The following is a 24,816-nucleotide window of genomic DNA, read 5'->3' as shown; positions in this document are numbered from 1 at the left end:
GCACGGCCGCGGCGTCGCCGGGCAGCTCGACGTTGTCCGCCACGATCGTCACCCGGTCGTTGTCGACGAACACGAAGCCTGCGTCGATCGAGCCCTCGAGCCGGGAGCCGTCCACGGGGTCCACCGCGAAGTCGCCCGGCTTGAGGATGCCCGCCACGGCCTCGTGGCCGGGCAGGATACCGATGTCGCCCTCGGAGGTGCGGACCCGCACCATCCGGGCCGTACCGGTCCACACCGCCTGGTCGAGGGAGACGATTTCGACGATCATCTCGGCCATGACTACTTGCCGCCGGTCCGGGACTTGATCTCGTCCCACTTCTGCATCACGTCGTCCAGGCCGCCCACGTTGTAGAACGCCTGCTCCGGGACGTGGTCGAACTCGCCCTCGGTGATCTTCCCGAACGCCTCGATGGTCTCCGCCAGCGGGACCGTGGAGCCCTCGACACCGGTGAACTGCTTCGCGGTGTAGGTGTTCTGGGAGAGGAACTGCTCGATCCGGCGGGCGCGCGAGACGACGACCTTCTGCTCCTCGGAGAGCTCCTCGACGCCGAGGATCGCGATGATGTCCTGCAGCTCCTTGTTCTCCTGCAGGATCGCCCGGACGCGGATCGCGACGTCGTAGTGCTCCTGGCCCACGATCTGCGGGTCGAGGATGCGCGAGGTGGAGGCCAGCGGGTCGATCGCCGGGTACAGGCCGCGGGACGCGATGTCACGGGAGAGCTCCGTGGTCGCGTCCAGGTGGGCGAACGTGGTGGCCGGGGCCGGGTCGGTGTAGTCGTCGGCGGGCACGTAGATCGCCTGCATCGAGGTGATCGAGTGGCCGCGGGTCGAGGTGATTCGCTCCTGGAGCACGCCCATCTCGTCCGCCAGCGTCGGCTGGTAGCCCACGGCGGAGGGGATGCGGCCCAGCAGGGTGGACACCTCCGAACCGGCCTGGGTGAAGCGGAAGATGTTGTCCACGAACAGCAGCACGTCCTGGTTCTGCACGTCGCGGAAGTACTCCGCCATGGTGAGCCCGGTCAGGGCCACGCGCAGACGCGTTCCCGGCGGCTCGTCCATCTGGCCGAACACGAGGGCGGTGTCCTTGAGGACGCCCGCCTCCTCCATCTCGACCCAGAGGTCGTTGCCCTCACGGGTGCGCTCGCCCACGCCGGCGAAGACCGAGGTGCCGCCGAAGTTGCGGGCCACACGGGTGATCATCTCCTGGATGAGCACGGTCTTGCCCACGCCGGCGCCGCCGAACAGGCCGATCTTGCCGCCCTTGATGTAGGGGGTCAGCAGGTCGATCGACTTGATGCCGGTCTCCATCATCTCCGTGGAGCCCTCGAGCTCCGCGAAGGACGGGGCCTTGCGGTGGATCGGCCAGCGCTCGGTGATCTCCAGGGAGGAGGTCTCGACGTCGAGGGCGTCGCCGAGCACGTTGAAGATGTGGCCCTTGACCACGTCGCCCACGGGCACGGAGATCGGTCCGCCGGAGTCCTTGACCTGGGTGCCGCGCACCAGGCCGTCGGTCTGCTGCAGCGCGATGGCGCGGACCATGTTGTCGCCCAGGTGCTGGGCCGTCTCGAACGTGATCGTCCGGTTCTCGCCGTTGAGGTCGTACTCGGCGGTCAGGGCGTTGTAGATCCCGGGCACGGCGTGCTCGGGGAACTCGACGTCGACGACCGGCCCGATGACCCGGGCGATGCGGCCCGTGGCGCCGCCCGAGACCGGCTGCCCGGCCTGTTCGCTGATGGTGGAGGTCATATCTCTCACTTCACTTGTTCGTGGTGGATAGTTGCTGGATCGCCGGCACGGCCCGTCACAGGGCCTCGGCGCCGCTCACGATCTCGGTGAGCTCGGTCGTGATCTCGGCCTGACGGGCGTTGTTCATCAGGCGCGTGTACTTCTTGATGAGTTCGTCCGCGTTGTCGCCGGCCGCCTTCATGGCCTTCTGCCGGGCCGCGAGCTCGCTCGTGGCGGCGTGCGCGAGGCTCGCGAACAGGCGGGCGTCGATGTAGCGCGGCAGCACCGCGTCGAGGAACTCCTCGGGGTTCGGCTCGAACTCGAAGGTGCTGTCCGGCTCCTCCAGCTCGTCGAACTCCCGGGCGACCTCGTCGGTCAGCGCGTTGGCGTCCACGACCTCCAGCGGCAGCAGCCGCAGCACCCGGGGCTCCTGGACGACCATCGACTGGAACGTCGTGTAGACGAGGTGGATCTCGTCGACGCCGCCGTCCTCGTACGGGGTCTCCAGGTCCTGGACCAGCACCTGGCGCAGCTCCCGCGCGCGGTCCGGACGGGCGTTGTCCGTGTCCCCGGTCCAGTTCCGCTCGTACGGGCGGCTGCGGAAGTCGAAGTACGCCTGGCCCTTGCGGCCGATCAGGTAGACCTTGGTCTCCTTGCCCTCCCCGTGCAGCAGCTCGAGCAGCCCCTCGGCCTCCTTGAGCACGTTGGACGAGTAGGACCCGGCCAGACCGCGGTCCGAGGTCATGATCACCACGGCCGACCGGCGCACCTCGTCGGCCCGCGTGGTGAGGACATGGGAGACGTTGTGCTGGGTGGCGACCTGTGAGACCGCCCGGGTCAGCGCGTTCGCGTAGGGACGCGCCGCCTGCAGACCCTGTCGGGACTTGTTGATGCGCGAGGTCGCGATCATCTCCATGGCCTTGAAGATCTTCTTCATGGACTTGGTCGACGCGATCTTGTTCCGGTAGACCCGAATCTGCGCTCCCATGTGACTTCCTTTCGTCACCGTGTCCGGTGCGCCGCCGCGGCGGCGCACCGGACCGACCGGTTACTTCCTGACGATCCGTTCCTGGTCGACCGCGGACGCCTCGAGGGGCTGGTGCTCCTCGTGGCCCGGCTCGATCCCGTGCTTGGTGCCCCGGAAGTCGCGCTTGACCTCGGCGACGGCCGTCTCCAGGGCGGCGACGGCGTCGTCCTCGAGCTTGCCGGTGCCGACGATGGAGTCCATCACGTTCGTGGTGCGGCGCACGTGCTCCAGCAGGGCCTGCTCGAAGTCGAGCACGTCGGCGACCTCCACCTCGTCCAGGTGGCCGTTGGTGCCGGCCCAGATGGACACGACCTGGTCCTCGACCGGGTACGGGGTGTACTGCTTCTGCTTCAGCAGCTCCATCAGCCGGGCACCGCGGGTCAGCTGCTGCCGGGACGCGGGGTCCAGGTCGGAGGCGAACATCGCGAAGGCCTGCATCGAGCGGTAGGACGCGAGCTCGAGCTTCAGCGTGCCGGAGACCTTCTTCATGGCCTTGACCTGCGCGGCACCACCGACGCGGGACACCGAGATGCCCACGTCCACGGCCGGGCGCTGGTTGGCGTTGAACAGGTCCGACTGCAGGAAGATCTGGCCGTCGGTGATGGAGATGACGTTGGTGGGGATGAACGCCGAGACGTCGTTGGCCTTCGTCTCGATCATCGGCAGCCCGGTCATGGAGCCCGCGCCCAGCTCGTCGGAGAGCTTGGCGCAGCGCTCGAGGAGGCGGGAGTGCAGGTAGAACACGTCGCCCGGGTAGGCCTCGCGTCCCGGCGGGCGGCGCAGCAGCAGCGAGACCGCACGGTAGGCCTCGGCCTGCTTGGACAGGTCGTCGAAGACGATGAGGACGTGCTTGCCGCCGTACATCCAGTGCTGGCCGATGGCCGAGCCGGCGTAAGGGGCGAGGTACTTGATGCCCGCGGCGTCGGAGGCGGGAGCCGCCACGATGGTCGTGTACTCCAGGGCCCCGTTGTCCTCGAGGGTCTGGCGCACACCGGCGATGGTGGACGCCTTCTGGCCGACTGCCACGTAGATGCAGCGCACCTGCTGGTTGACGTCGCCCGTCTCCCAGTTGGCGCGCTGGTTGAGGATGGCGTCCACCGCGATCGCGGTCTTGCCGGTCTGCCGGTCGCCGATGAGGAGCTGGCGCTGGCCGCGGCCGATCGGGATCATCGCGTCGATGGCCTTTATGCCGGTCTGCAGGGGCTCGTGGACGGACTTGCGCATCGTCACGCCCGGGGCCTGCAGCTCGAGGGCGCGGCGGCCCTCGGCCTCGATCGGGCCGAGGTCGTCGATGGGCGCGCCCAGCGGGTCCACCACGCGGCCGAGGAACGCGTCGCCCACCGGCACGGAGAGGACCTCCCCGGTGCGCTGGACCTCCTGGCCCTCCTCGATGCCGCGGAAGTCGCCGAGGATCACGACGCCGATGTCGCGGGTGTCGAGGTTCTGCGCGAGACCGAGCACGCCGTTCTCGAAGCGCAGCAGCTCGTTGGCCATGACCGAGGGCAGGCCCTCGACGCGCGCGATGCCGTCGGAGGCGCTGCTGACGCGGCCGACCTCGGTTCGTTCTGCGGTGCCGGGCTCGTAGGACGCGGCGAATTCGCTCAGCGCGCTACGGACGTCGTCGGCATTGATGGTGACTTCGGACATGTCCTGTCCCTGCTCTCCTAGTTCGTGATCACTGCCGTCAGCGGTGACCGTGAGTCCAAATCTGTGGCGGAACGCCGCGCCGGCCCACCGACTGCCGCCGTCCGGCGGTGGCGCGCGCCCACGGCGGCGTCGGACCGACCTCTGGGGTCAGGCGCCGATCCGCTGGCGCAGCTCGTCGAGGCGGGCCGCGACGGAACCGTCGATGACCTCCTCGCCGACCTGCACCTTGAGCCCGCCGATCAGCGCCGGGTCGACGTCCACGGTGAGCTTGAGGTCCTTGCCGTACAGCGTGTTCAGCTGCTGCTGCAGCCGTCCGCGCTGGTCCTCGGTCAGCGGACGCGACGTGATCACGTGCGCGATCCACCGCTGGCGGCGGGCCGCGACCTCCTCCGCGAAGCGCTCGACGAGACGGCCCACGAGGGCGCCGCGCGGCGAGAGCACGGCCTGCTCCACGAGCAGCAGGGCCTCGTCCGAGGCGCCCGGGGTCAGCCGGTGCGCCAGCCGGGTCTTGGCCTCGACGTCGGCGCGCTGGTCGCTGAGGGCGCGCTGCAGCTCGTGCGAGCCGTCCAGCACCCCCTTGAACGCGATCAGCTGGTCCACGACCTGCTCGAGCCCCTCGAGTCCGCCCCGGTTCTCGGCGGACGCCGCGGTGAGGGCCACCCCGGCGTGCTCGAGCGCGTCGGTGAACTCGCGGTCGTCGCTCCAGCGGCGGCCGGCGAGGTGCGCGACGATCTCCACGGCGTCCGGGGAGACCTTGTCGGCGAAGACCCGGCGCACGACCTGCTCCCGCTGCGACCCCTCGTAGGAGGGGTCCGCCAGCGCACGGCGCAGAGCGCCGTTCTCGTCGAGGACGGCGAGCACGGCGAACAGCTCACGGACGAGCGCGGGACTGGCGGAGCCGGCCCAGCGCTCGACCTCACGAGCGTTCTGCTGAGTGAATTCGTTCGCTGCGTCTGCCATTACCGCGCCGCACCTGCGTTCCGCTCCTGCTCCTGCTCGAGGTCGGCGAGGAAGCGGTCGACCACCCGATTGGCCCGGGCGTCGTCGTCGAGGGACTCGCCCACGATCTTCGCCGCGAGGGTGGTCGCCAGGGCGCCCACCTCGTTGCGCAGGGAGACCACGGCCGCCGAGCGCTCCGCCTCGATGGTGCGGTGGGCGTTCTCGGTGATCCGCGCCGACTCGGCGTTGGCCCGGTCCTTGAAGTCCGCGAGGATCTTCTCGCCCTCGAGGCGGGCCTCCTCGCGGATCTTCTGAGCCTCCAGGCGCGCGCTCTCGAGCTGCTGGTTGTACTCGTCACGGGCGGCGGCCGCCTCGGCCTGCGCGGCCTTGGCCTTGGCCAGGCCGCCCTCGATGGCCTCGGTGCGCTCACGGTAGACCCGCTCGAACGCCGGCACCACGAACTTGACGACGAGGAAGAGCAGGATCAGGAACCCGATGCCGGTGATCAGCATCTCCCAGACATTGGGGAAGAGGGGGTTCGCCCCTTCCTCGGCTGCCAGCAACAGTGTCATGTGCGCGATTCCTGTTCTCTAGGAAGGACGTGTACTAGGTCAGCCACTCAGGCGATGAACGCGAGCACGAAGCCCAGAATCGCGAGCGCCTCGACCACGGCGAAGCCGAAGAACAGCATCGGCTGGAGCACGCGCTGCGACTCCGGCTGGCGGGCGACGGACTGCATGTACGCGGCGAAGATCAGACCCACGCCGATGCCGCCGCCGATGGCAGCCAGACCGTAACCAATAGCGCTGAGCGAACCAGTCATGAGGGGTATTTCCTTTCTAGGTGCCCGGGGGCCGGGCGTCGTAGCCGTGTCGGCTCTGAACATTTCGGGGATGGACTGCGGGGCCCGGCCGGGGCCGGACCGGTTCTTCCACCGGTATCAGTGGCCCTCTTGCAGGGCGCCCTGGACGTACACGGCGAAGAGGAGGGTGAAGATGTAGGCCTGGAGGACCTGGATCAGGATCTCCAGGAAGTAGATGAACACGCCGAGCACCGTGGAGCCCAGGGCCACCACGCTGATGGCGCTGGCCTGGGAGAGCAGGTAGCCCGTCATGGATGCCGCGACCATCAGGGCCAGGTGACCGGCGAACATCGTGGCGAACACACGCAGGGCGTGCGTGACCGGGCGGATGATCAGGTTCGAGAGGAACTCGATCGGGATCAGGAAGATGTACAGGACCTTGGGCACGTCCGGCGGCATGGTCATCTTGCCCATGAAGCCGCCGAGGCCGTGGCGCTTGATGCCCATGAAGACCCAGGTCACGTACGCGATGCCGGCCAGGACGTAGGCGGAGCCGGCGTGCGAGAGGGTCGGCAGCTGCAGCACCGGGATGGAGCCGAAGAGGTTGTTCACCAGGATGAAGAAGAAGAAGGTGAACAGCAGCGGGATGTAGGGGCGGAACTCCTTCTCACCGATGATGTCCCGGCCGAGGTGGTTGCGCACGAACCCGTAGCCGCTCTCCGCGAGGTACTGCGACTTCGAGGGGACGAGCGCGTTGCGGCGGATGGCCCACAGGAAGAAGCCTGCGATCAGGACGACCGACAGGAGGACCAGCAGCGTGTGCTTCCCGAAGCCGAAGGTGCCCACCTCGAAGAAGTAGGGCAGGTGCATCTCGTCGACGGTCGGGGCGGTGAATCCTCCGGTGGCGGGGAGCCTGATGAGGGCGGCGTTCAATGCGGGTCCTTTCTGCAGTGCTCTGGCCGGTGGTCACGGTCGGGGCGCCGAGTCCGGGCCGGACTGGTGCGGGTTGTGAGGATCTGCACCGTCGGAGGACGGACTCCGACGGAGCCCCTCCTGCATGTGGAGGTACACGACGTAGACCCCGGACGCGGCGCCGATGCACGCTCCCAGGACCACGATCCACCGGGTTCCCAGCACGCGATCCGCACCCCACCCTACCAAACTCCAGAACCCCATCCCGATCACCACGTAGAGGAGTGTCGTGAGGCCTCCGGAGAGCCCGCCGCCCTCCACGAGCTCCCCCGCGGTGCGCAGTCCGGGGGTCTCCGGCGGTCCGTGCCGCCGGGTCCCGGGGGCGTCCTCGGGTGCGTCCGGCCGGGGTGTCCCGTCGGGGCCTGCCGCGTCCTCGCGGTCATCCGTGCTCATGGTCGTCCTGCCTCCTGTCGGCCTGCTCCTGGTCGTCCCGCTCCCGGTCCGCCTGCTGCTGGTTCTGCTCCGGGTCCCCCTGCGTCCGGCCGTCCCGCTCCCGGCCGTCCCGCTCCCGGGCGTCCTGCTCCCGGGCGCCGGTGCCGGCGGCCGCCCCGGGTCCGTCCGGGTGCTCGGCCTCCGCCCGCCGGGCCGCCAGCACCGGTCCGAGGGCGGATCGGGTGCCCCGGGCCCCGGCCCGGGCCGCGAGCGCCAGCGAGACGACGAGCGCGCTCAGGACTCCCGCAGCGACCCAGCCCGGCGCCAGCCACGGCGGCGCCGGCACGGTGAGCAGGACCCAGCCGAGCAGGAGCACCTTCAGCACGTATGTCATGGCCAGTGCGGGGGCGGCGACCGGCCCCTCCGCCCCCGCGGTGGCCCGCGCCACGAGCACGGTGACCAGGTGGCTCGCGGCGACCAGCCCCGCGCCGAGCAGGGCGCTGAGCGCGGCCGCGCTCACGGACGGGTCTCCGCCCGGGAGCGGGCGGCCACCCGGCGACCGAGCAGGGCGGGGAGCACGAGGTAGAGCGCGAGCACCGCGAGCACGAACGCACCGGCCAGGGCCGTGGCTGCGGGGCCCGTGCGCAGACCCACGACCGAGGCGACGCTCACGAGGACGGTCGCGGCCGTGACGACGAGCGCGGAGCCCGTGTGGGACAGGCCCACGTCGGTCAGCCGCTGGTAGACGTGCTGACGGTGCGGCCGGTACCAGGCCTCCCCCGCGCGCAGGCGGCGGAGCAGGGTCACGGAGGTGTCGGCCACGTAGACCGCGAGCGGGGGCAGGAGGTACTCGACGTAGACGCCCGAGAGGAAGCCCGCGACCGCGATGCCGGCCAGCGACCCGCCCAGCAGGTAGGAGCCGACGTCGCCGAGGAACACGGTGCCGCGGCCGAGGTTCCAGGGCAGGAACCCGGCGAAGCCGCCCGCCACGGCCAGGCCGGCGGCGACCATCCACGGCAGGTCGTTGGAGGCGCCGGCCCAGGCGTACAGCAGCCCTGCGGCGAGGCCGTGCAGCCCCGAGATGCCGTTGATCCCGTCCATGAAGTTCGCCATGTTCACGTAGGCGGCGATCGCGAGGGTGCCCACCGGCAGCCACCACGCCGATGTGCCGAGCACCGCGACGAGGACGGCCGTGGCGGCCAGGCCGATGCCCAGCTGCCCGGCCAGGCGGATCCGCACGGACACGCCCCGGTAGTCCTCCGCCCAGCCGAGGGCGGCGGACAGCCCGATGACGGCGAGGACCACGAGCGCGACGGAACGGTCGACCTCGATCGCGCCGGTGAGCAGGGCGGAGCCGTAGGCGAGGAGCACGGCGACGGCCACGGCCAGGCCCATGCCCCGCACGACCGTGCGGTGGTGGGAGGAGCGCTCGTTGGGGACGTCCAGCACGCCCCACCGGGCGAGCAGCGGTTTGACGGCCAGGGGCAGCAGGAGACTGAGCACGAGGGCGGGGGCACCGACGGTGAGCACGAGCTCCCCGAGCCGGCGCAGCTCCTCCGGGCCCGGGGCGGCGCCCGGGTCGGTGAGGTCCAGCCCGGCCGGGAGCGGCACGGCCGGGACCGCGGCCACGCTCACGACACCCGCCCCGAGGAGCTGCGCGGGCGCTGGACCGACGTGGGCGGCGGCTGCGTGGACGGCCGCACCACGGGGATCGTGCCCGTGTAGACCATGCCGCCGCGCACCTTCCACGTGTGCCGGTCCAGCTGGGCGGGGTCGAGGCGGTCGGCGCGCGCGTGCGAGATCTTGGGGTGGAAGGGCCGCTCGTCCTGCTCGCCGAGGCCGATGAGGTCCTCGTGCAGCTTCTCCCCGGGGCGCAGCCCCGTGACCTCGATCTCGATGTCCTCCCGCCCGCTCATCACGCGCAGCCGCTCGGCGATGTCCATGATCCGCACGGGCTCGCCCATGTCGAGGATCAGCACCTCGCCGCCGCGGGCGATGGCCCCCGCCTGGATCACGAGCTGGCAGGCCTCCGGGATGGTCATGAAGTAGCGGGTGGCCTCGGCGTGCGTCACCGTGATGGGGCCTCCCTGGCGGATCTGCTCGGTGAACAGGGGGAGCATCGAGCCGCGGGAGCCGAAGACGTTGCCGAAGCGCACCGAGACGTACCGGTTCCCGGTGCGGTCCGCCATCCAGGCGGTGAGCTTCTCCGCGACGCGCTTGGAGTGGCCCAGGGCGGTGGTGGGGTTGGCGGCCTTGTCCGTCGAGATGTTGACGAAGACCTCGACCTCCGCCTCCTCCGCGGCCTGCAGCACGTTGAGGGTGCCGATGACGTTGGTCTTCCACGCCTCGTCCGGGTACTGCTCGAGCAGGGACACGTGCTTGAGGGCGGCCGCGTGGAAGACCACCTGGGGACGGCGCTCGCGGAAGATCGTCCCGACGGACTCGGGGTCGCGGATGTCGGCGAGGACGGTGTCGCGGCCGTCGAGCAGACCGCGGCCCGTGATGGAGATCTGGGTGCCCTGCAGGGCGGACTCGTCGCGGTCCACCATGATCAGCTCCGCGGGCTCGAAGCCGACGAGCTGACGGCACAGCTCGGAGCCGATGGAGCCGCCCGCGCCGGTCACCAGGACGCGGCGGCCCTTCACGTACCCGGCGATCTCCTCGACGTCGATGTCGACGGGGCGGCGGCCGATGAGGTCCTCCATGCTGATGTCCCGGAAGTCCGCGGCCTGGTGCTTCGCGGTGAGCACCTCGCCGAGCGGGGGCATCGTCATGACCCGGATACCGGTGCCGGCCACGGCATCGGCGACCCGGTGCATGATGCGGGGGTCCGGGTTGGACATCGCCACGATGAGCACGGAGGCGCGGGTGCGGGCCATGACGTCCCGGACGTCGTGCAGCGTGCCGAGCACGGGCACGGAGGAGATCCGCAGGTGCTTCTTGGCGGGGTCGTCGTCGAGCAGGGCCACGGGCAGGAACTCGGAGTGCGGGTCCTGCATCATGCGCTGGATCAGGAAGGTCCCGAGGTAGCCGGCGCCGTAGACCACCACGTGCTGGGCGGCGGCGCCCGGGCGGGCGGAGGCCTCCTGGTACATCCGCTTGAGGTAGCGGAACGCGGCCATGAACAGGCAGGCGAACGGGAAGGCGATGAGGGCGGTGGAGCGTGGGATGCCGATGCTCGTGCCCACCACCAGGAGCAGCACCTGGAGCACCGCCGTGACGATGAGGGTGACGACCACGAGCAGCTTGGCCTCGTCGAAGCTGCCGAAGGAGTACCGCCCCTTGTACAGGGCGAAGGAGAAGCCGACGACGAGCTGGGCGGCCACGGCCACCAGGGACACCAGCAGCAGCCCGGGGGCGCTGATGAACTGGAGGTCCATCTCGTAGCGCAGCACGAGGGCCAGCACGAGGGCCGCGATCCAGGCGACGGAGTCCAGGAGCATCTGGATATACAGCCAGGCCACCGGCTTCTCCGGGGATCCCGGCGGGGGCGCGGACGCCGCGGCGCGGGGGGTGCGCTCGGGCTCACCACTCATCGAGTCGTTCCTTTCGTGGTCGGGACCGCGCGCGGTCGGTGCCGCAGCCGGGCGGCAGGACGGTGCGGCGGGCCCGCGGTCAGCGGCGGCCGGAGCCGGCCATGCCCCGGTAGGCGAGCTGCCGGAGCCGGGTGGGGACGAAGCGATAGCCCGCGCGCACCCCGACGTTCACCGCCCATTGTAGGAAGCCGACGTGCCCGGCCCGCAGCAGGCGGGCCTGCAGGGCCAGGTCGGCCCGGAACATCCGCATCCCGCCGCGGCGCTCGTAGGCCCCGGAGGAGACCCGGTAGCCCACCAGCGGCTCGGGCACGTTGCGGACGTCGGCCCCCGCCCGCAGCAGCCGGACCCAGAGCCAGTAGTCCTCGCCCAGCGGCACGTCCTCGTAGCCGCCCACCGCCGTCACGGCGGAGCGGCGGAGCACCACGGAGGGGTGGCTGAGGGGGTTGCGCCGCCTCGACACCGCCAGGATCCGCCGCTCCCCCACCGGCGCCCGGCGCAGGGCCAGCGGGCGGGCCTCGTCGTCGCCGATCTCGTGCATCGAGGACCCGACCACCGCGGCGCCCGCCTCGATCACCGGTAGCTGCACGGCGAAGCGGTGGGGATAGGAGACGTCGTCGGCGTCAATCCGGGCCACGACGTCGTGCCGGCACCGCGCCAGGCCTGCGTTGAGCGCGGCGGTGAGCCCCTCGTTGTGCTCGAGGTCGACCCGGACCACGGGCACGGGGAGCTCCCGGGCGAGGCGTTCCAGCTCCGCCTCGAGGGCCGCGGGGACGGGTCCGTCGCGCACGACCACGAGCTCGGCCGGCCGGCGCTGCTGCTCCGCGGTGCTCGACTCCGCCGCCCGGCGCAGCCGCGCCGCGGTGTCGCCCCGGTAGACGGGCATCAGCACGGAGAACTCCAGCTCCGCGGCGGGGGGCGGCATCACCGCGGCCCGCCGAACCCCTGGCCGCGCATCCCACCGACGTAGCGGCCCGCCCAGGACGTGAGGCCGCCCACGTCGCCGCGGCGCAGGTAGTACAGGGGGTAGCCGACGAGGTCCGCCGCGAGCTGCACGACCCGCTTGTAGCGCCAGGTGGTCCAGCCGCGGTTGCGGAAGAAGTGCGCACGCTTGAACGCGGTCTCGGGCACCACGACCTTGAGCTTGCCCGGGATCACGACGTGCTCCTCGGCCCAGCCCGGCGGGTGGGCCACGGCGGCCCGGGTGGTGGTGCCGAACGGCAGGCCGGAGCGGCGCAGCCGCACCAGGAAGTCGACCTCGTCCCCGCGCAGGAACAGCTTGAGGTCGGGCAGCCCGACCGTGAAGAACACGTCCTCGGCCACGAGCGCGCCGTTGAAGAAGGTGGCGTAGCCGGGCAGGAAGCCCAGGGGCTCGAGCTCGGCCCGGCGGTGGGTGATCCGTCCCTCCAGCCGGTAGGAGAACGCCAGGGCGGCGTGGTCCTGGGGCGCGACGATCAGCGGGGAGACCACGGCGAGCTCCCGCTGCACGGCCTCCTCCAGGAGGATCTCCAGGCAGTCGGGCTGCTCCGGGTGGGCGTCGTCGTCCATGAGCCACACCCGGTCCGCGCCGGAGGCGAGGGCGGTGAGGATCGCGAGGGAGAAGCCGCCGGCTCCGCCGAGGTTGGCGAGGGAGCGGACGTGGTGCAGCTCGAACCGCCCGCCGATCGCCTCCTCGAGCACGTCCCGGGGCACCGCCTCGCGGCCCGCGTCGACGAGGCACAGCGATGCGACCGGCACCGTCTGCGCCCGCAGCGCGGCCACCAGCGTCAGCACGTCCTCGTGCCGGTCCTGGGTCACGCAGGCCACCGCCACCCTGGGCTCGGACTCGGACGGCATGCAGATCCTCCAGTGCGGTAGCGGGCTCCGGCGCGGTGCCGGGGTGGGCGCCGGATCGTGCCGAGTCTAGCAAGCGGTCCCGGACGGGCCGCGTCGCCCCGCGGACCGGCCGGGACCGATCTGTACGATGAGCGCAAGGGCTCCGGTCCGACACGACGGCGACCGGTGCAGACCGGCAGAGAGGAAGCACCGTGACATCGACGACGTGGGCAGTCCTGGGGGCGACGGGGTTCGTGGGTTCCGCGACCGTGGCCCGGCTGCAGGCGGACGGCCAGACGGTGGTCCCGGTCTCCGCGCCCCGCCTGGCGTCCGGCGCTCACACGGTGCACCACCTCCTGGAGCAGGCCCATCGTCTCGAGTCGGTGATCGACTACCTCGCCGAGTCCTTCGCGGGCGCCGACGTGGTGATCAACGCCGCCGGTCTGGCCGCCCCCAACCAGACCCACGAGGAGTCGCTGCTGGGCGCCAACGCCCTGCTGCCGGTGCTCGTGGCCCTGGCCGCCCGGCGCACGAGCGTGCGGCGGGTCGTGCACATCAGTTCCGCCGCCGTACAGGGCCACACCGACCTCCTCGACGAGACGGCCACCGTCCGGCCCTTCTCCCCGTACTCGTTCTCCAAGGCGCTCGGGGAGAGCGCGCTGCTGAAGCTGCGCCGGGACTGGGCCGCGCAGCCGGGCTCGCCCGCGATCACGGTGCTGCGCGCCACCTCGTTGCAGGGCTCGGGGCGGCGCACCACGGCGCGGCTGGCCCGCTTCGCGTCCTCGCCGCTGAGCTCGGTGGCCGGCAACGGCTCCGCGCACATCCCGGTCACCTCCGTGCACGCCCTGGCCGAGTTCGTCTCCCGCGTCGGGCGCCACGGCGAGGCGCTGCCGCCGGTCGTGCTCCAGCCCTGGGAGGGCGCCACCACCGGCTCCGTCCTGCGGGACGCGGGCCGGCGGGAGCCGCGCCACCTCCCCGCGCTGCTGTGCCGGCTCGTGCTGGACGCCGGCTTCGCGGTCTCGGCCCTGGCCGGGAACCGCTGGCACGGCGTCCTCCGCCGGCTCGAGGTCACGTGGTTCGGCCAGCGCCAGGTGCGCGGCTGGGCCGAGGAGCACGACGCGGTCCCCGAGCCGCGGATCAGCGAGGTGCTGCGCCAGGCGCACCTGGCCGCCGGCCGCGGCTGAGTTCCGCCGGGGCGCTCCGGGGCGGCGCTCAGACGCCGCCGTTGCCCCGGGCCACGAGCCGGGCGGCCTCGTCGACCGGCAGGGGTCGCGGCTCCCCCGGCGTGCCCGGTGGCCGGACGCGCGTGCGGTCCTGGTCCACGGCCGGCCGGGGGCCCGTCGCGGAGCGCGCCACGAGCGCGGCGGCCAGGCCCTGTGCGGCCGCGGCCCGCGCCGGACCGGGAGCCGGGGGCTGCTGGTCCGCCGGGGCGGCGGCATCCCGGTTCGCCGGGACGGCCGGCTCCGCGGCGGGTGGACCCGCCTCCGGATCGGGCCGGCCCACCGCGTGCGAGCCCGCGCCCGCCGGGCGCTGGGCGGCCGGGTCCGCCGGTCCGGCGTCCGGCACGGGGGCGCCGTCGAGCTCCTCGTCGCCGTCCGCCGGCACCACCGAGGGCACGACGGACCGCAGCCGGGCGAGGCTCACGGTGCCGTGGCGCACCAGCAGCGGGGTCTCCCCCGTGCAGTCCACGATCGTGGAGGAGACCGGGTCCCGGCCGGCGGCACCCCCGACGGGTCGCGGGCCGCCGTCCAGGTAGAGCTCCACGGAGTCCCCGAGCATGTCCACCGCGGCCTGCGCCGTGGACGCGGCCGGGTGGCCGGTGCGGTTGGCCGAGGACACGGCCAGCGGGCCGCTCTCGATGAGCAGCGCCTGGGCGAGCTCGTCGTCGGGGACCCGCAGGGCCACGGTCCCGTGGGTCTCCCCCAGGTCCCAGCCCAGGGACGGGTGGGCGTGCAGGATGAGGGTCAGCCCGCCGGGCCAGAAGGCGTGGGCGAGCGCGCGGGCGTCCTCGGAGACCTCGTCCGCGAGGCCGTCGAGCACCCCGGCGTGGGCGATGAGCACGGGCGGGGGCATGGCCCGCGACCGCCCCTTGGCCGCGAGCAGGGTCGCGACACCCCGGGCGGAGAAGGCGTTGGCCCCGATCCCGTAGACGGTGTCGGTGGGCAGGACCACGCACGCGTCGGCGGCGAGGGCACGCGCCGCGTGCTTGAGCCCGGCGGTGCGCTGGGCGATGCTGCTGCAGTCGTAGACGGTGTGGTTCACGGCGTCCATTCTCCCACTCCGGCCGTGCGCGCGCGGCCGCCGGGGGGCGTCCGGCCGGCCGTGGCCCGGTCCCGGCCCGTCAGGTCCTGGTGGCCCACCACGTCCTCGAACCCCGCGGCCCGGAACGCCTGGGCCACGGCGCCAGCCTGCACCTCGGCGTGCTCCATGACGAAGAATCCCCCGGGGCGCAGCAGCCGCACGGCCGAGGCCAGGGCGGCCCGGGGGATCTCGAGCCCGTCCTCCCCGCCCCCGTACAGGGCGAGCTCCGGGTCGTGGTCCCGGGCCTCCGGCTCGCGCGGGACCGCGTCCGCGGGGATGTACGGCGGGTTGGAGACCACCACGTCGCAGCGTCCCTCGAGCTCCGGGAACGCCGTGCGCAGATCGCCCCGGACGAGTTCCGCGCGCGTCCCGCGCAGGTTCTCCGCCGCCCACGCGTGGGCGGACCCGGACAGCTCCACGGCGTGCACGCGCGCCTGCGGCACCTCGTGGGCCACCGAGGCTGCGATCGCCCCGGAGCCGGTGCCCAGGTCCACCACGTGCGGCCGGTGCACGCCCGCGGCCAGCTGGTCGCGCAGCTCGTCGACCACGGCCTGCACCACGGTCTCCGTCTCGGGCCGGGGCACGAACACGCCCGGTCCCACGGCCAGCGTCAGGTAGCGGAAGTGCGCGACGCCCGTGAGGTGCTGCAGCGGGGTCCGGCGGGCGCGCTCGGCCACCAGCTCCGCGTAGCCCTCGGGCTCGTCACCGCCGATGATGGCCCGCGCCTCGACCTCCCCCCGGGACAGCCCCGTGAGGTGCCCGGCGAGCAGCAGCGCGTCGGTGCGCGCGGAGTCGATCCCCGCCTCGGCGAGCACCCGCTCCGCCCAGCGCACCGCCTGGCCCAGCGACCTGGTCATCCCGGGTCCCCGCTCAGTCGTCCTGCTGGCCGATGGCCTCGAGCTGGGCCTGCTCGTCCATCTCGATCGCCGAGCGCACGACCGGTTCCAGGTCCCCCGCCATGACGTGGTCGAGGTTGTACGCCTTGTACCCGGTGCGGTGGTCGTTGATCCGGTTCTCGGGGAAGTTGTAGGTGCGGATCCGCTCGGACCGGTCCATGGTCCGGACCTGCGAACGGCGCTGCGCGGCGTTGTCCGCGTCGATCTGCTCCTGCTGATGGGCCAGGATGCGCGCCCGCAGCACCCGCATCGCGGCCTCACGGTTCTGCAGCTGCGACTTCTCGTTCTGCATGGCCACCACGATGCCCGTGGGCAGGTGGGTGATGCGGACGGCGGAGTCGGTCGTGTTCACGGACTGGCCGCCGGGCCCCGAGGAGCGGTAGACGTCGATCTTCAGGTCGTTCTGGCTGATCTCGACCTCCTCGGGCTCGTCGACCTCCGGGAAGACGAGCACCGCCGCGGCCGAGGTGTGGATCCGGCCCTGGGACTCGGTGACGGGCACCCGCTGCACGCGGTGCACCCCTCCCTCGTACTTCAGCCGCGCCCACACGCCCTCGGCGGGGTCCGTGGCGTTGGACTTGATCGCGACCTGCACGTCCTTGTAACCGCCCAGGTCGGAGTCGTTGGTCGAGATGAACTCGGTCTTCCAGCCGCGGACCTCCGCGTACTTCAGGTACATGCGCAGCAGGTCCCCGGCGAAGAGCGCGGACTCGTCGCCGCCCTCCCCCGCCTTGACCTCGAGGATCACGTTGCGCCCGTCGTCGGGGTCCCGCGGGACGAGCAGCCGCCGCAGCTTCTCGCGGGCCGCCGTGAGCTGCTCCTCGAGGGCCGGGATCTCCTCGGCGAACTCCGGTTCCTCGGCGGCGAGCTCACGGGCCGCCCCGAGGTCCTCCTCGAGGCGGTGCACCCGGCGGTGCGCCTCGACGATGCCGTTGAGCTCGGCGTAGCGCCGCCCCAGGCGGCGGGCCTTGCCCTGCTCCGCGTGCACGGCGGGATCGGCGAGCTGCCGCTGCAGCTCGGCGTGCTCGTCGAGCAGGGACTGGATCGGGTCCGGCATGGGATGCTCCTTCATCGGGCGGCGGTGACGACGGCGGTCGGGTCGCGCGCGGGCGGGGCCCGGGCACGACGACGCCGCCGCGCCCCGGTCCGGGGATCCGGACCGGGGCGCGGCGGCTGCGGGCGTGCTAGCGGTCGCTCTCGGCGCGGGCCGAGAGCGTGGTCTTCTGCACCTGGAGCAGGAACTCGGTGTTGGACTGGGTGTCCCGCAGCTTGTTCGTGAGCAGCTCGAGGGCCTGCTGCTGGTCGAGCCCGGAGAGGACGCGGCGCAGCTTCCACATGATCTTGATCTCGTCCGGGGAGAGGAGGTTCTCCTCGCGGCGGGTGCCGGAGGAGTTGACGTCCACGGCCGGGTAGATCCGCTTGTCCGCGAGCGAGCGGGACAGGCGCAGCTCCATGTTGCCGGTGCCCTTGAACTCCTCGAAGATGACCTCGTCCATCTTGGAGCCGGTCTCCACGAGGGCGGTCGCCAGGATCGTGAGCGAGCCGCCGTTCTCGATGTTGCGGGCCGCGCCGAAGAACTTCTTCGGCGGGTACAGCGCCGCGGAGTCCACGCCGCCGGAGAGGATGCGGCCGGAGGCGGGGGCCGAGAGGTTGTAGGCGCGGCCCAGCCGGGTCATGGAGTCCAGGAGGACCACCACGTCCATGCCCATCTCCACGAGCCGCTTGGCCCGCTCGATGGCCAGCTCGGCGACCGTGGTGTGGTCGTCCGCCGGGCGGTCGAAGGTCGAGGCGATGACTTCGCCCTTGACCGTGCGCTGCATGTCCGTGACCTCCTCGGGGCGCTCGTCGACGAGCACCATCATGAGGTGGACCTCGGGGTTGTTCGTGGTGATCGCGTTCGCGATCGCCTGCAGCATCAGCGTCTTGCCGGCCTTCGGCGGGGAGACGATCAGGCCGCGCTGGCCCTTGCCGATGGGGGCGACCAGGTCGACGACGCGGGGCCCGATCTTCTTGGGCTCCGTCTCGAGACGCAGCCGCTCCTGCGGGTACAGCGGGATCAGCTTCCCGAAGTCCACGCGGTCCTTGTTCTCCTCGGTCTTCTTGCCGTTGACCGTGGTGAGCTGGACCAGCGCGTTGAACTTCTGCCGCGTGCTGTTCTGCTGCTCGCCGTCGCGGGGGGCGCGGATGGCGCCGACCACGGCGTCGCCCTTGCGCAGGTTGTGCTTCTTGACCTGCGCGAGGCTGACGTAGACGTCGTTCGGGCCGGGGAGGTAGCCGGAGGTGCGCACGAACGCGTAGTTGTCGAGGACGTCCAGGATGCCCGCGACGGGCAGCAGGACGTCGTCCTCGGTGAACTCCGTGTCGTCGACCTCGGGGCCGGTGCTGCGGCCGCGGCGGTTGCGGCGCTCGTTGCGCTCGGCGCGGTCGTTGCGGTCGTTGCGGTCATTGCGGTCGCTGCGGTCCCGGTCGCGGTCGTTGCGGTTGCGGTTGCGACGGCTGCGGCGGCTGCCGCCGTCGCCGTCCTGGCCGGCCTTGTCCTGGCCGCCCTTGTCCTGGCGGTTGTCCTGGCCGGCCTTGTCCTGGCGGTTGCCGTCCTGGGACTTCCCGCCCTCGGAGCGGTTGTCCCGCCGGTTGCGGCCGTCACCCTTGTCCTGGCCGCCCTTGTCCTGGCCGGCCTTGTCCTGGCCGCCCTTGTCCTGGCGGTTGTCCTGGCCGCGGTTCTGGTTGCGGCTGCGGTCCTGCTTCGACTGGTCGTCGTCACGGCCCTCCGCCGAGGAACGCGGCTCGTCGGTCCCCTGACCGGCGTCCTGGCCGCCGTTGTCCTGGCCCGCGCCGTTCTGGCCCGCGCCGTTCTGGCCCGCGCCGTTCTGGCCCGTGTTGTTCTGGCCGTTGTCGTCGCGGTTGCGGTTGCGGCGGCTGCGGTTGCGGTTGCGGGCGCCTTCGGCCTCGGCGCCGGAGGGCTCCTCGGCAGGAGCGGCCTGCTCGGAGGACGCCGCAGGACGTTCGGCCGGCTGCTGCTCGGCGGCGCTCTCCTGCACGGCGCTCTCCTGCACGGTGCTCTGCTGATCGGTGCTCTGCTGCGCGGAGCCCTGCTGCGCGGAGCCCTGCTGCTCGGCGGCGGACACCACGCCGGTGCTCGTGGCGCGGCGGGAGCGCGAGCGCCGCTGCGGCTGGCCGTCGGCGCTCTGCGCCGCAGGGACGTCCTCGCCGGTGGTCGCGGCAGCCGGGGCGGTGCCCTGACCGGCGCTGCCGTCGGCGGTCTTCTCGACCGTCTGCGCGATCTTCTCCTCGACGGCCTGGTCCCGGTCGGCGACGGCTCCGCCGCGCTGGTGGGCGGCGATCGCGTCGACCAGCAGGCTCTTGCGCATCCGGCGGGCGCCGGTGATCCCCAGCTGGGAGGCGAGCGCCTGGAGCTGGGCCAGCTTGAGCGCGGACAGGCCCGCGTTCCGGGGGTCGCTGGTGGTGGTCTCTTCCGTACCCGTGGAAAGGTCGGTGGTCTCGGTCACGAAGTGTCCTTCTCCCTCGGTGGGGGGCCCATGGATCTCAGAGTCCAGGACCGTGGATGGTTCCCGGCGGGCCGCGAGCGCGGGCCGCCTGCGGCGGGGCGCACTTCAGGGCGCGGCAGCCTGGGCGAACAGGGTGTCACCCGGAGATCATGGTGTGCTCCGGTCCGTGTCTGTGCGGGCCGGTGCGCCGCCGGCATCGAAGAAGCCGGTGCCGGCGGGGGATCACCGGAGGATCTGAGGCGGTGGAGCCGAGGACCCCAGGGCATCCGACCGGGGCGCTGCCCCTCATGATGCCCGCTGTCCTCGCCGCGCCGGGCGCGGCCTCCTACCCCTGGATCTGCTGCGGGTGCCTCTCCAGCTTAGCACCCTGACCGTCGACCCGCAGACGGAGGACACGCCAGGAGACGGAATCCGTCCCGTGCGCGACGAGCTGCGCGAGGGCCCACTCCGTCTCCTCCGCCTGGTGCCGGTCACCGGCGAGGACCAGGACGGTCGGGCCGGCCCCGGAGATCATGGCCGGCAGCCCGCGTTCCCGCAGCGCGGTCATCAGCCGGGCGCTCGGAGGCATGGCGGAGGACCGGTACGGCTGGTGCAGCCGGTCCTCGGTGGCCGGCAGCAGCAGCTCGGGGCGCCGCGTGAGCGCCTCGACGAGCAGGGCGGTCCGTCCGGCGTTGACCGCGGCGTCGTGGTGCGGGACGGTGGCGGGCAGCAGGGACCGGGCGAGGCGGGTGGGCACCTCGAAGTCGGGGATCGCGACCACCGGCACGACGTCCTCGTGGACGGTCACGGGGACGCTGCGGTAGCCGTCCGCGCCGGTCCAGGAGATCACCAGGCCCCCGTAGAGGGACGGGGCCACGTTGTCCGGGTGGCCCTCCATCGCGGCGGCGACCTGGAGCAGGCGCTGGTCGTCGAGGACGCGCTCCGCCGGCAGCAGCGCGTTCGCCGCGAGCACGCCGGCCACCACGGCCGAGGCACTCGAGCCCATGCCGCGGCCGTGCGGGATCCGGTTGGTCGCCTCGAGCCGCAGTCCCGGCAGCTCCTCGACGCCCGCGGCCCGGAAGGCGGCCCGCATGGCGCGGACCACCAGGTGCTCCGCGGACCGGGGCACGGACGCGGAGCCCTCCCCGTGCAGCTCGAAGGCCAGCCCGCCGCCGGTCACGGTCACGGTGAGGTCGTCGTAGTGAGCGAGTGCCAGGCCCAGGCTGTCGTAGCCCGGACCCACGTTGCCGGTGGAGCCGGGCACGCTCACCGCCACCCGCTGGCCGATCTCGAACATCCGGGCCTACTCCAGGCCCAGCGCGGCGGCGACGGCCACCACGTCGAAGGGCACGCGCTGCGGCTCGACCAGCGCGGGGTCCTCCCGCTCGGCGGCCTTGATCGCCCACTGCGGGTCCTTGAGTCCGTGGCCGGTCACGGTGATGACCACCGTCCGTCCCGTGGGGGCCTCCCCTGCGGCGTGCTTCTGGAGCAGGCCGGCCACGCCCGCGGCGGAGCCCGGCTCGACGAACACGCCCTCCTGGGCCGAGAGCCACCGGTGGGCGGCGAGGATCTCGTCGTCCGAGACGGAGCCGATGAGCCCGCCGGACTCGTCACGGGCGGCGATCGCCGAGTCCCAGGACGCGGGGTTGCCGATCCGGATGGCGGTCGCGATCGTCTCGGGCTCCGTGACGGGGTGGCCCAGGACCAGCGGGGCGGCGCCCTCGGCCTGGAAGCCCCACATCTCGGGCAGCTTCGTCGAGACGGCAGGAAGCTCCCCCGCCGTCGGGGAGTCGTAGGACCGGGCGTACTCCTGGTAGCCCTTCCAGTACGCGGTGATGTTGCCGGCGTTGCCCACCGGCAGGATGTGCAGGTCCGGGGCGTCGCCGAGGGTGTCGACCACCTCGAACGCCCCGGTCTTCTGGCCCTCGATCCGGTACGGGTTCACGGAGTTGACGAGGAACACGGGGTAGGACTCGGAGAGCTTGCGGGCCACCTCGAGGCAGTTGTCGAAGTTGCCGTCCACCTGGATGATGTCCGCGCCGTGCGCCACGGCCTGCGAGAGCTTGCCCATGGCGATCCGCCCCTCGGGCACCAGCACCGCGCAGGTGAGCCCGGCCTGCTTGGCGTAGGCCGCGGCGGAGGCGGAGGTGTTGCCGGTCGAGGCGCACACGACGGCCTCGGCCCCCTCCTCCTTGGCCTTGGTGATGGCCATGGTCATGCCCCGGTCCTTGAACGAGCCCGTCGGGTTCATGCCCTCGAACTTCAGCCAGACGGTGTTGCCGGTGAGCTCCGACAGGGCGCGCGCCCGGATCAGCGGCGTGCCGCCCTCCCCCATCGTGATGACCTCGGTGGAGCCGGAGACCGGAAGGCGGTCCCGGTACTCGTTGATGACGCCCTGCCAGACGTGTGCCATGTGCTGGATCTCTTCCTGTGGACTCGATGGTTCGGGGGGTGCTCGTGCGGTGCGGGTGCGTGCGGCGGTGCCCGCTCGGAGGCGGTGCCGCCCGGTCCGCGGGCGGCACCGCCGGGGGCCTCAGTCGGCGTGCTCCACGCGGATCACGCCGGCGACGTCCTCGACGAAGGACAGTTCGCGCAGGGCTTCCACCGTGGCCACGAGGTCCTTGTTCGCGCCCCGGTGGGTCACGAGCCGGATCTCCGACAGCTGCGGGTCGCCGTGCGGGTGGTCCGTCTGCTGCATCGTGAAGATCGACACGCCGTGGTCGGCGAAGACCTGGGCGATCCGTGCCAGGACGCCGAGCCGGTCCTGGACCGTCAGGGTGATCGAGAAGCTCGTGCGGACGTCGTCCATCGACGCGGCAACCAGCTGGGCGTGGGGGTCCGCGCCCTGGGCCGGGCCGCCGAGCACGAGCCGGCGCGCGGCCGAGACGAAGTCGCCCAGCACGGCCGAGGCGGTGGCGGCACCGCCGGCGCCCGCGCCGTAGAACATGAGTGAGCCGGCGTTCGCGGCCTCGACGAACACGGCGTTGTAGGCCCCGTGCACGCCGGCCAGCGGGTGCTCCCGCGGGATCATGGTCGGGGTCACCCGAAGGTTCACGCCGCCCGAGCAGCGCTCGCACACCGCCAGGAGCTTGATGACGTAGCCGGCCTCGCGGGCGGCGGCGACGTCCGCGGCGGTGACGCCGGTGATGCCGCGGCAGTACACGTCGTCGATGGTGAAGGTCGAGTGGAAGGCCAGGGACGCGAGGATGGCGGCCTTCGCCGCGGCGTCGTGGCCCTCCACGTCGGCGGTGGGGTCCGCCTCGGCGTAGCCGAGCTGCTGCGCCTCGGCGAGGGCGTCCTCGAACTGCGCGCCCGTGGTGTCCATCTGGTCGAGGATGTAGTTCGTGGTGCCGTTCATGATGCCCAGCACACGGTCCACCCGGTCCCCCGCGAGGGAGTCCTGCATGGGGCGCACGATGGGGATCGCCCCGGCCACCGCGGCCTCGTAGGACAGGGGCACACCGGCGGTGTCGGCCGCGTCCTGGAGCTGGCGGCCGTGCCGGGCGATGAGGGCCTTGTTGCCCGAGATCACCGGCTTGCCCCCGTGCAGGGCCCGCAGGATGCGGCTGCGGGCCGGCTCGATGCCACCGGTCAGCTCGATGACCACGTCCGCGGCGTCCACGAGGGCCTCCGCGTCGGTCGTGAGCAGCGCCTCGGGCAGCTCGACGGTCCGCCGGGCGGCGAGGTCCCGCACGGCGATGCCGACGAGCTCCACCGGGGCGCCGACGCGGGCGGCGAACTCGGGGCCGTGCTCGAGCAGGGTCCGGGCCACCTCGGCGCCGACGTTGCCGGCACCGAGCAGGGCGACCTTCACGGTCGAGGGCGGGCGGGTGGTCTCAGGGGTCGCGGTCAATCAGGCTCCCAGGTCGCGGGCGAACAGGTCATCTTCGGTCTCGCCCCGCACGATGAGCCGGGCTTCCGGCCGGTCCCCGGCGGCGCGCACGGCGACGACCGGCGGGCGGGCGATCCAGTTGTAGTTGCTGGACAGGGCCCAGCAGTAGGCGCCGGTGGCGGGCACGGCCAGGACGTCCCCGGGGGCCAGGTCCTCGGGCAGGTAGACGTCGCGGACCACGACGTCCCCGGACTCGCAGTGCTTGCCGACCACCCGGGAGAGCACGGGCGCGCCCTCGGCCCGGCGGTTGGCGAGCACGGCGGTGTAGTCCGCGCCGTAGAGCACGGGGCGGGCGTTGTCGCTCATCCCGCCGTCCACGGAGACGTACCGGCGCTGCGCGCCGGACTCCACCGTGACCGTCTTCAGGGTGCCCACGGTGTAGAGGGTGCACGCGGCCGGCCCGGAGATGGCGCGTCCGGGCTCGATGGACAGGTGCGGGACCGCCATGTGCAGGGACCGCGCCGTGGCGGCCACCTGGTCCGCGAGGGACTCGGCGATCTCGCGCGCCGGGCGCGGGGTGTCCGCCTCCGTGTAGGCGATGCCGTAGCCGCCGCCGAGGTCCAGTTCCGGCAAGGTCAGCCCGAAGCGCTCGTCGGCCTGCGCCATGAAGGCGAGGACCCGCTCGGCCGCCTTCCCGAAGCCGTCGGCGTCGAAGATCTGGGAGCCGATGTGGCAGTGCAGCCCGCGCAGGTCGAGGTCGGGGTCCACCACGCACGCGGCGACGGCCTGCATCGCGGGGCTGTCCCCGCCGCCCTCGGGCACGGCGAGGGACAGCCCGAACTTCTGGTCCTCGTGCGCCGTGGCGATGAACTCGTGCGTGGAGGCGTGCACCCCGGGGGTCACCCGGAGCATCACCGGCGCCACGACGCCCAGGGTGCGCGCCAGGTGCGCGACGAGCTCGATCTCGGCCAGCGAGTCCACCACGATCCGCCCGAGCCCGTTGTCGAGGGCCCGGGTGATCTCGGCGGCCGACTTGTTGTTGCCGTGCAGCGCGATCCGGGCGGGCTCCATGCCGCCGCGCAGGGCGACGGCCAGCTCCCCGCCCGAGGAGGTGTCGACGTTGAGACCCTCCTCGCGGATCCAGCGCACCACCTCGGTGGTCAGGAAGGACTTCCCGGCGTAGTAGACGGAGACCTCCGCCCCGATCCGGGCGAACGCCTCGGTGAAGGCGGCACGGAACTCCCGGGCGCGCGCCCGGAAGGTGTCCTCGGAGTAGACGTAGGAAGGAGTGCCGTAGCGCTCGGCGAGCTCCGTGGCGGGGATCCCCCCCACGGTCAGCACGCCCTCGGCGTCACGACGGAACGCCTCCGGCCAGATGGCCGGATCGAGCGCGTCGAGGTCCGCGGGCACGCTGAGCCACTGCGGCGCCAGGGGCGAGCCCCCGGTGCGGGTCGTCGGGTCGGCGGTCAT

Annotated in this window: 22 protein-coding genes and 1 pseudogene; 1 reads left to right on the top strand and 22 read right to left on the bottom strand. The window is 72.5% G+C overall.

The genetic code is table 11. From position 1 onward, the window contains the following. Positions 1-7 precede the first annotated feature (7 nt). The 14 genes and pseudogenes from ABD220_RS09645 to ABD220_RS09580 all read right to left on the bottom strand — a co-directional run. Positions 8-277: pseudogene (locus ABD220_RS09645) on the bottom strand (F0F1 ATP synthase subunit epsilon); the annotation flags it as partial. 2 nt (positions 278-279) lie between these two features. Further along, positions 280-1,746, bottom strand: coding sequence for a F0F1 ATP synthase subunit beta (atpD, locus tag ABD220_RS09640; protein WP_344122024.1), 1,467 nt, complete (start codon positions 1,744-1,746; stop codon positions 280-282). Positions 1,747-1,801: 55 nt separating this feature from the next. Next, complete coding sequence (locus ABD220_RS09635; protein WP_344122022.1) at positions 1,802-2,713, bottom strand: F0F1 ATP synthase subunit gamma; 912 nt, start codon at positions 2,711-2,713, stop codon at positions 1,802-1,804. Positions 2,714-2,773: 60 nt separating this feature from the next. After that, positions 2,774-4,399 (bottom strand): F0F1 ATP synthase subunit alpha, encoded by a 1,626-nt coding sequence (gene atpA / locus ABD220_RS09630; RefSeq protein ID WP_344122020.1) that lies wholly within the window; start codon positions 4,397-4,399, stop codon positions 2,774-2,776. A gap of 147 nt (positions 4,400-4,546) precedes the next feature. Continuing rightward, positions 4,547-5,359: a F0F1 ATP synthase subunit delta gene (locus ABD220_RS09625; RefSeq protein WP_344122018.1), complete on the bottom strand. Its 813-nt coding sequence runs from the start codon at positions 5,357-5,359 to the stop codon at positions 4,547-4,549. Further along, positions 5,359-5,910 (bottom strand): F0F1 ATP synthase subunit B, encoded by a 552-nt coding sequence (locus ABD220_RS09620; RefSeq protein ID WP_344122015.1) that lies wholly within the window; start codon positions 5,908-5,910, stop codon positions 5,359-5,361. Before ABD220_RS09620 ends, ABD220_RS09625 begins: the two co-directional genes overlap by 1 nt. Before the next feature lie 47 nt (positions 5,911-5,957). Continuing rightward, complete coding sequence (atpE, locus tag ABD220_RS09615) at positions 5,958-6,161, bottom strand: ATP synthase F0 subunit C (RefSeq protein WP_017833261.1); 204 nt, start codon at positions 6,159-6,161, stop codon at positions 5,958-5,960. Positions 6,162-6,278: 117 nt separating this feature from the next. Continuing rightward, on the bottom strand, positions 6,279-7,073 hold the full coding sequence (gene atpB, locus ABD220_RS09610) for a F0F1 ATP synthase subunit A (RefSeq protein WP_344122010.1): 795 nt from the start codon (positions 7,071-7,073) through the stop codon (positions 6,279-6,281). A gap of 33 nt (positions 7,074-7,106) precedes the next feature. Then, positions 7,107-7,505, bottom strand: coding sequence for an AtpZ/AtpI family protein (locus ABD220_RS09605; RefSeq protein WP_344122008.1), 399 nt, complete (start codon positions 7,503-7,505; stop codon positions 7,107-7,109). Continuing rightward, positions 7,492-8,004 carry a hypothetical protein gene (locus ABD220_RS09600; protein ID WP_344122006.1) on the bottom strand — a complete coding sequence of 171 codons (513 nt, stop codon included), beginning with the start codon at positions 8,002-8,004 and terminating at the stop codon, positions 7,492-7,494. The genes ABD220_RS09605 and ABD220_RS09600 overlap by 14 nt, the downstream gene beginning before the upstream one ends. Then, a complete protein-coding gene (locus ABD220_RS09595) occupies positions 8,001-9,119 on the bottom strand; it encodes an MraY family glycosyltransferase (RefSeq protein WP_344122004.1) in 1,119 nt (372 codons plus the stop codon). The genes ABD220_RS09600 and ABD220_RS09595 overlap by 4 nt, the downstream gene beginning before the upstream one ends. Then, complete coding sequence (locus tag ABD220_RS09590) at positions 9,116-11,020, bottom strand: polysaccharide biosynthesis protein (protein ID WP_344122002.1); 1,905 nt, start codon at positions 11,018-11,020, stop codon at positions 9,116-9,118. The genes ABD220_RS09595 and ABD220_RS09590 overlap by 4 nt, the downstream gene beginning before the upstream one ends. Positions 11,021-11,099: 79 nt before the next feature. Continuing rightward, on the bottom strand, positions 11,100-11,942 hold the full coding sequence (locus tag ABD220_RS09585; protein WP_344122000.1) for a glycosyltransferase: 843 nt from the start codon (positions 11,940-11,942) through the stop codon (positions 11,100-11,102). Beyond that, a complete protein-coding gene (locus ABD220_RS09580) occupies positions 11,942-12,853 on the bottom strand; it encodes a glycosyltransferase (protein WP_344121998.1) in 912 nt (303 codons plus the stop codon). Before ABD220_RS09580 ends, ABD220_RS09585 begins: the two co-directional genes overlap by 1 nt. Positions 12,854-13,044: 191 nt before the next feature. Here ABD220_RS09580 and ABD220_RS09575 point away from each other — a divergent pair, with 191 nt between their 5' ends. Next, complete coding sequence (locus ABD220_RS09575) at positions 13,045-14,016, top strand: NAD-dependent epimerase/dehydratase family protein (protein WP_344121996.1); 972 nt, start codon at positions 13,045-13,047, stop codon at positions 14,014-14,016. A 28-nt stretch (positions 14,017-14,044) separates the two neighbouring features. Here ABD220_RS09575 and ABD220_RS09570 read toward each other — a convergent pair whose 3' ends face one another. From ABD220_RS09570 to lysA, 8 genes are all read right to left on the bottom strand, one after another. Continuing rightward, on the bottom strand, positions 14,045-15,094 hold the full coding sequence (locus ABD220_RS09570) for an L-threonylcarbamoyladenylate synthase (RefSeq protein ID WP_344121995.1): 1,050 nt from the start codon (positions 15,092-15,094) through the stop codon (positions 14,045-14,047). Further along, entirely contained in the window at positions 15,091-15,990 is a 900-nt protein-coding gene (prmC, locus tag ABD220_RS09565) for a peptide chain release factor N(5)-glutamine methyltransferase (protein WP_344121993.1), read from the bottom strand. Before prmC ends, ABD220_RS09570 begins: the two co-directional genes overlap by 4 nt. A gap of 13 nt (positions 15,991-16,003) precedes the next feature. Then, on the bottom strand, positions 16,004-17,086 hold the full coding sequence (gene prfA, locus ABD220_RS09560; RefSeq protein WP_344121991.1) for a peptide chain release factor 1: 1,083 nt from the start codon (positions 17,084-17,086) through the stop codon (positions 16,004-16,006). A gap of 127 nt (positions 17,087-17,213) precedes the next feature. Then, positions 17,214-19,535, bottom strand: coding sequence for a transcription termination factor Rho (gene rho, locus ABD220_RS09555; protein WP_344121989.1), 2,322 nt, complete (start codon positions 19,533-19,535; stop codon positions 17,214-17,216). Between the two features lie 325 nt (positions 19,536-19,860). Next, complete coding sequence (gene thrB, locus ABD220_RS09550) at positions 19,861-20,811, bottom strand: homoserine kinase (protein ID WP_344121987.1); 951 nt, start codon at positions 20,809-20,811, stop codon at positions 19,861-19,863. Positions 20,812-20,817: 6 nt separating this feature from the next. After that, positions 20,818-21,927 (bottom strand): threonine synthase, encoded by a 1,110-nt coding sequence (gene thrC / locus ABD220_RS09545; RefSeq protein ID WP_344121985.1) that lies wholly within the window; start codon positions 21,925-21,927, stop codon positions 20,818-20,820. Between the two features lie 120 nt (positions 21,928-22,047). Then, a complete protein-coding gene (locus ABD220_RS09540) occupies positions 22,048-23,367 on the bottom strand; it encodes a homoserine dehydrogenase (RefSeq protein ID WP_344121983.1) in 1,320 nt (439 codons plus the stop codon). Continuing rightward, the gene (lysA, locus tag ABD220_RS09535; RefSeq protein ID WP_344121981.1) at positions 23,368-24,816 is read right to left on the bottom strand and encodes a diaminopimelate decarboxylase; all 1,449 of its coding nucleotides are present in this window, start codon (positions 24,814-24,816) and stop codon (positions 23,368-23,370) included.

The sequence above is a fragment of the Kocuria aegyptia genome, from assembly GCF_039530085.1.
GTDB lineage: Bacteria > Actinomycetota > Actinomycetes > Actinomycetales > Micrococcaceae > Kocuria > Kocuria aegyptia.
The sequence above is the reverse complement of the archived record's forward strand: the minus strand, read 5'-3'. Positions and strand labels throughout refer to the sequence as shown.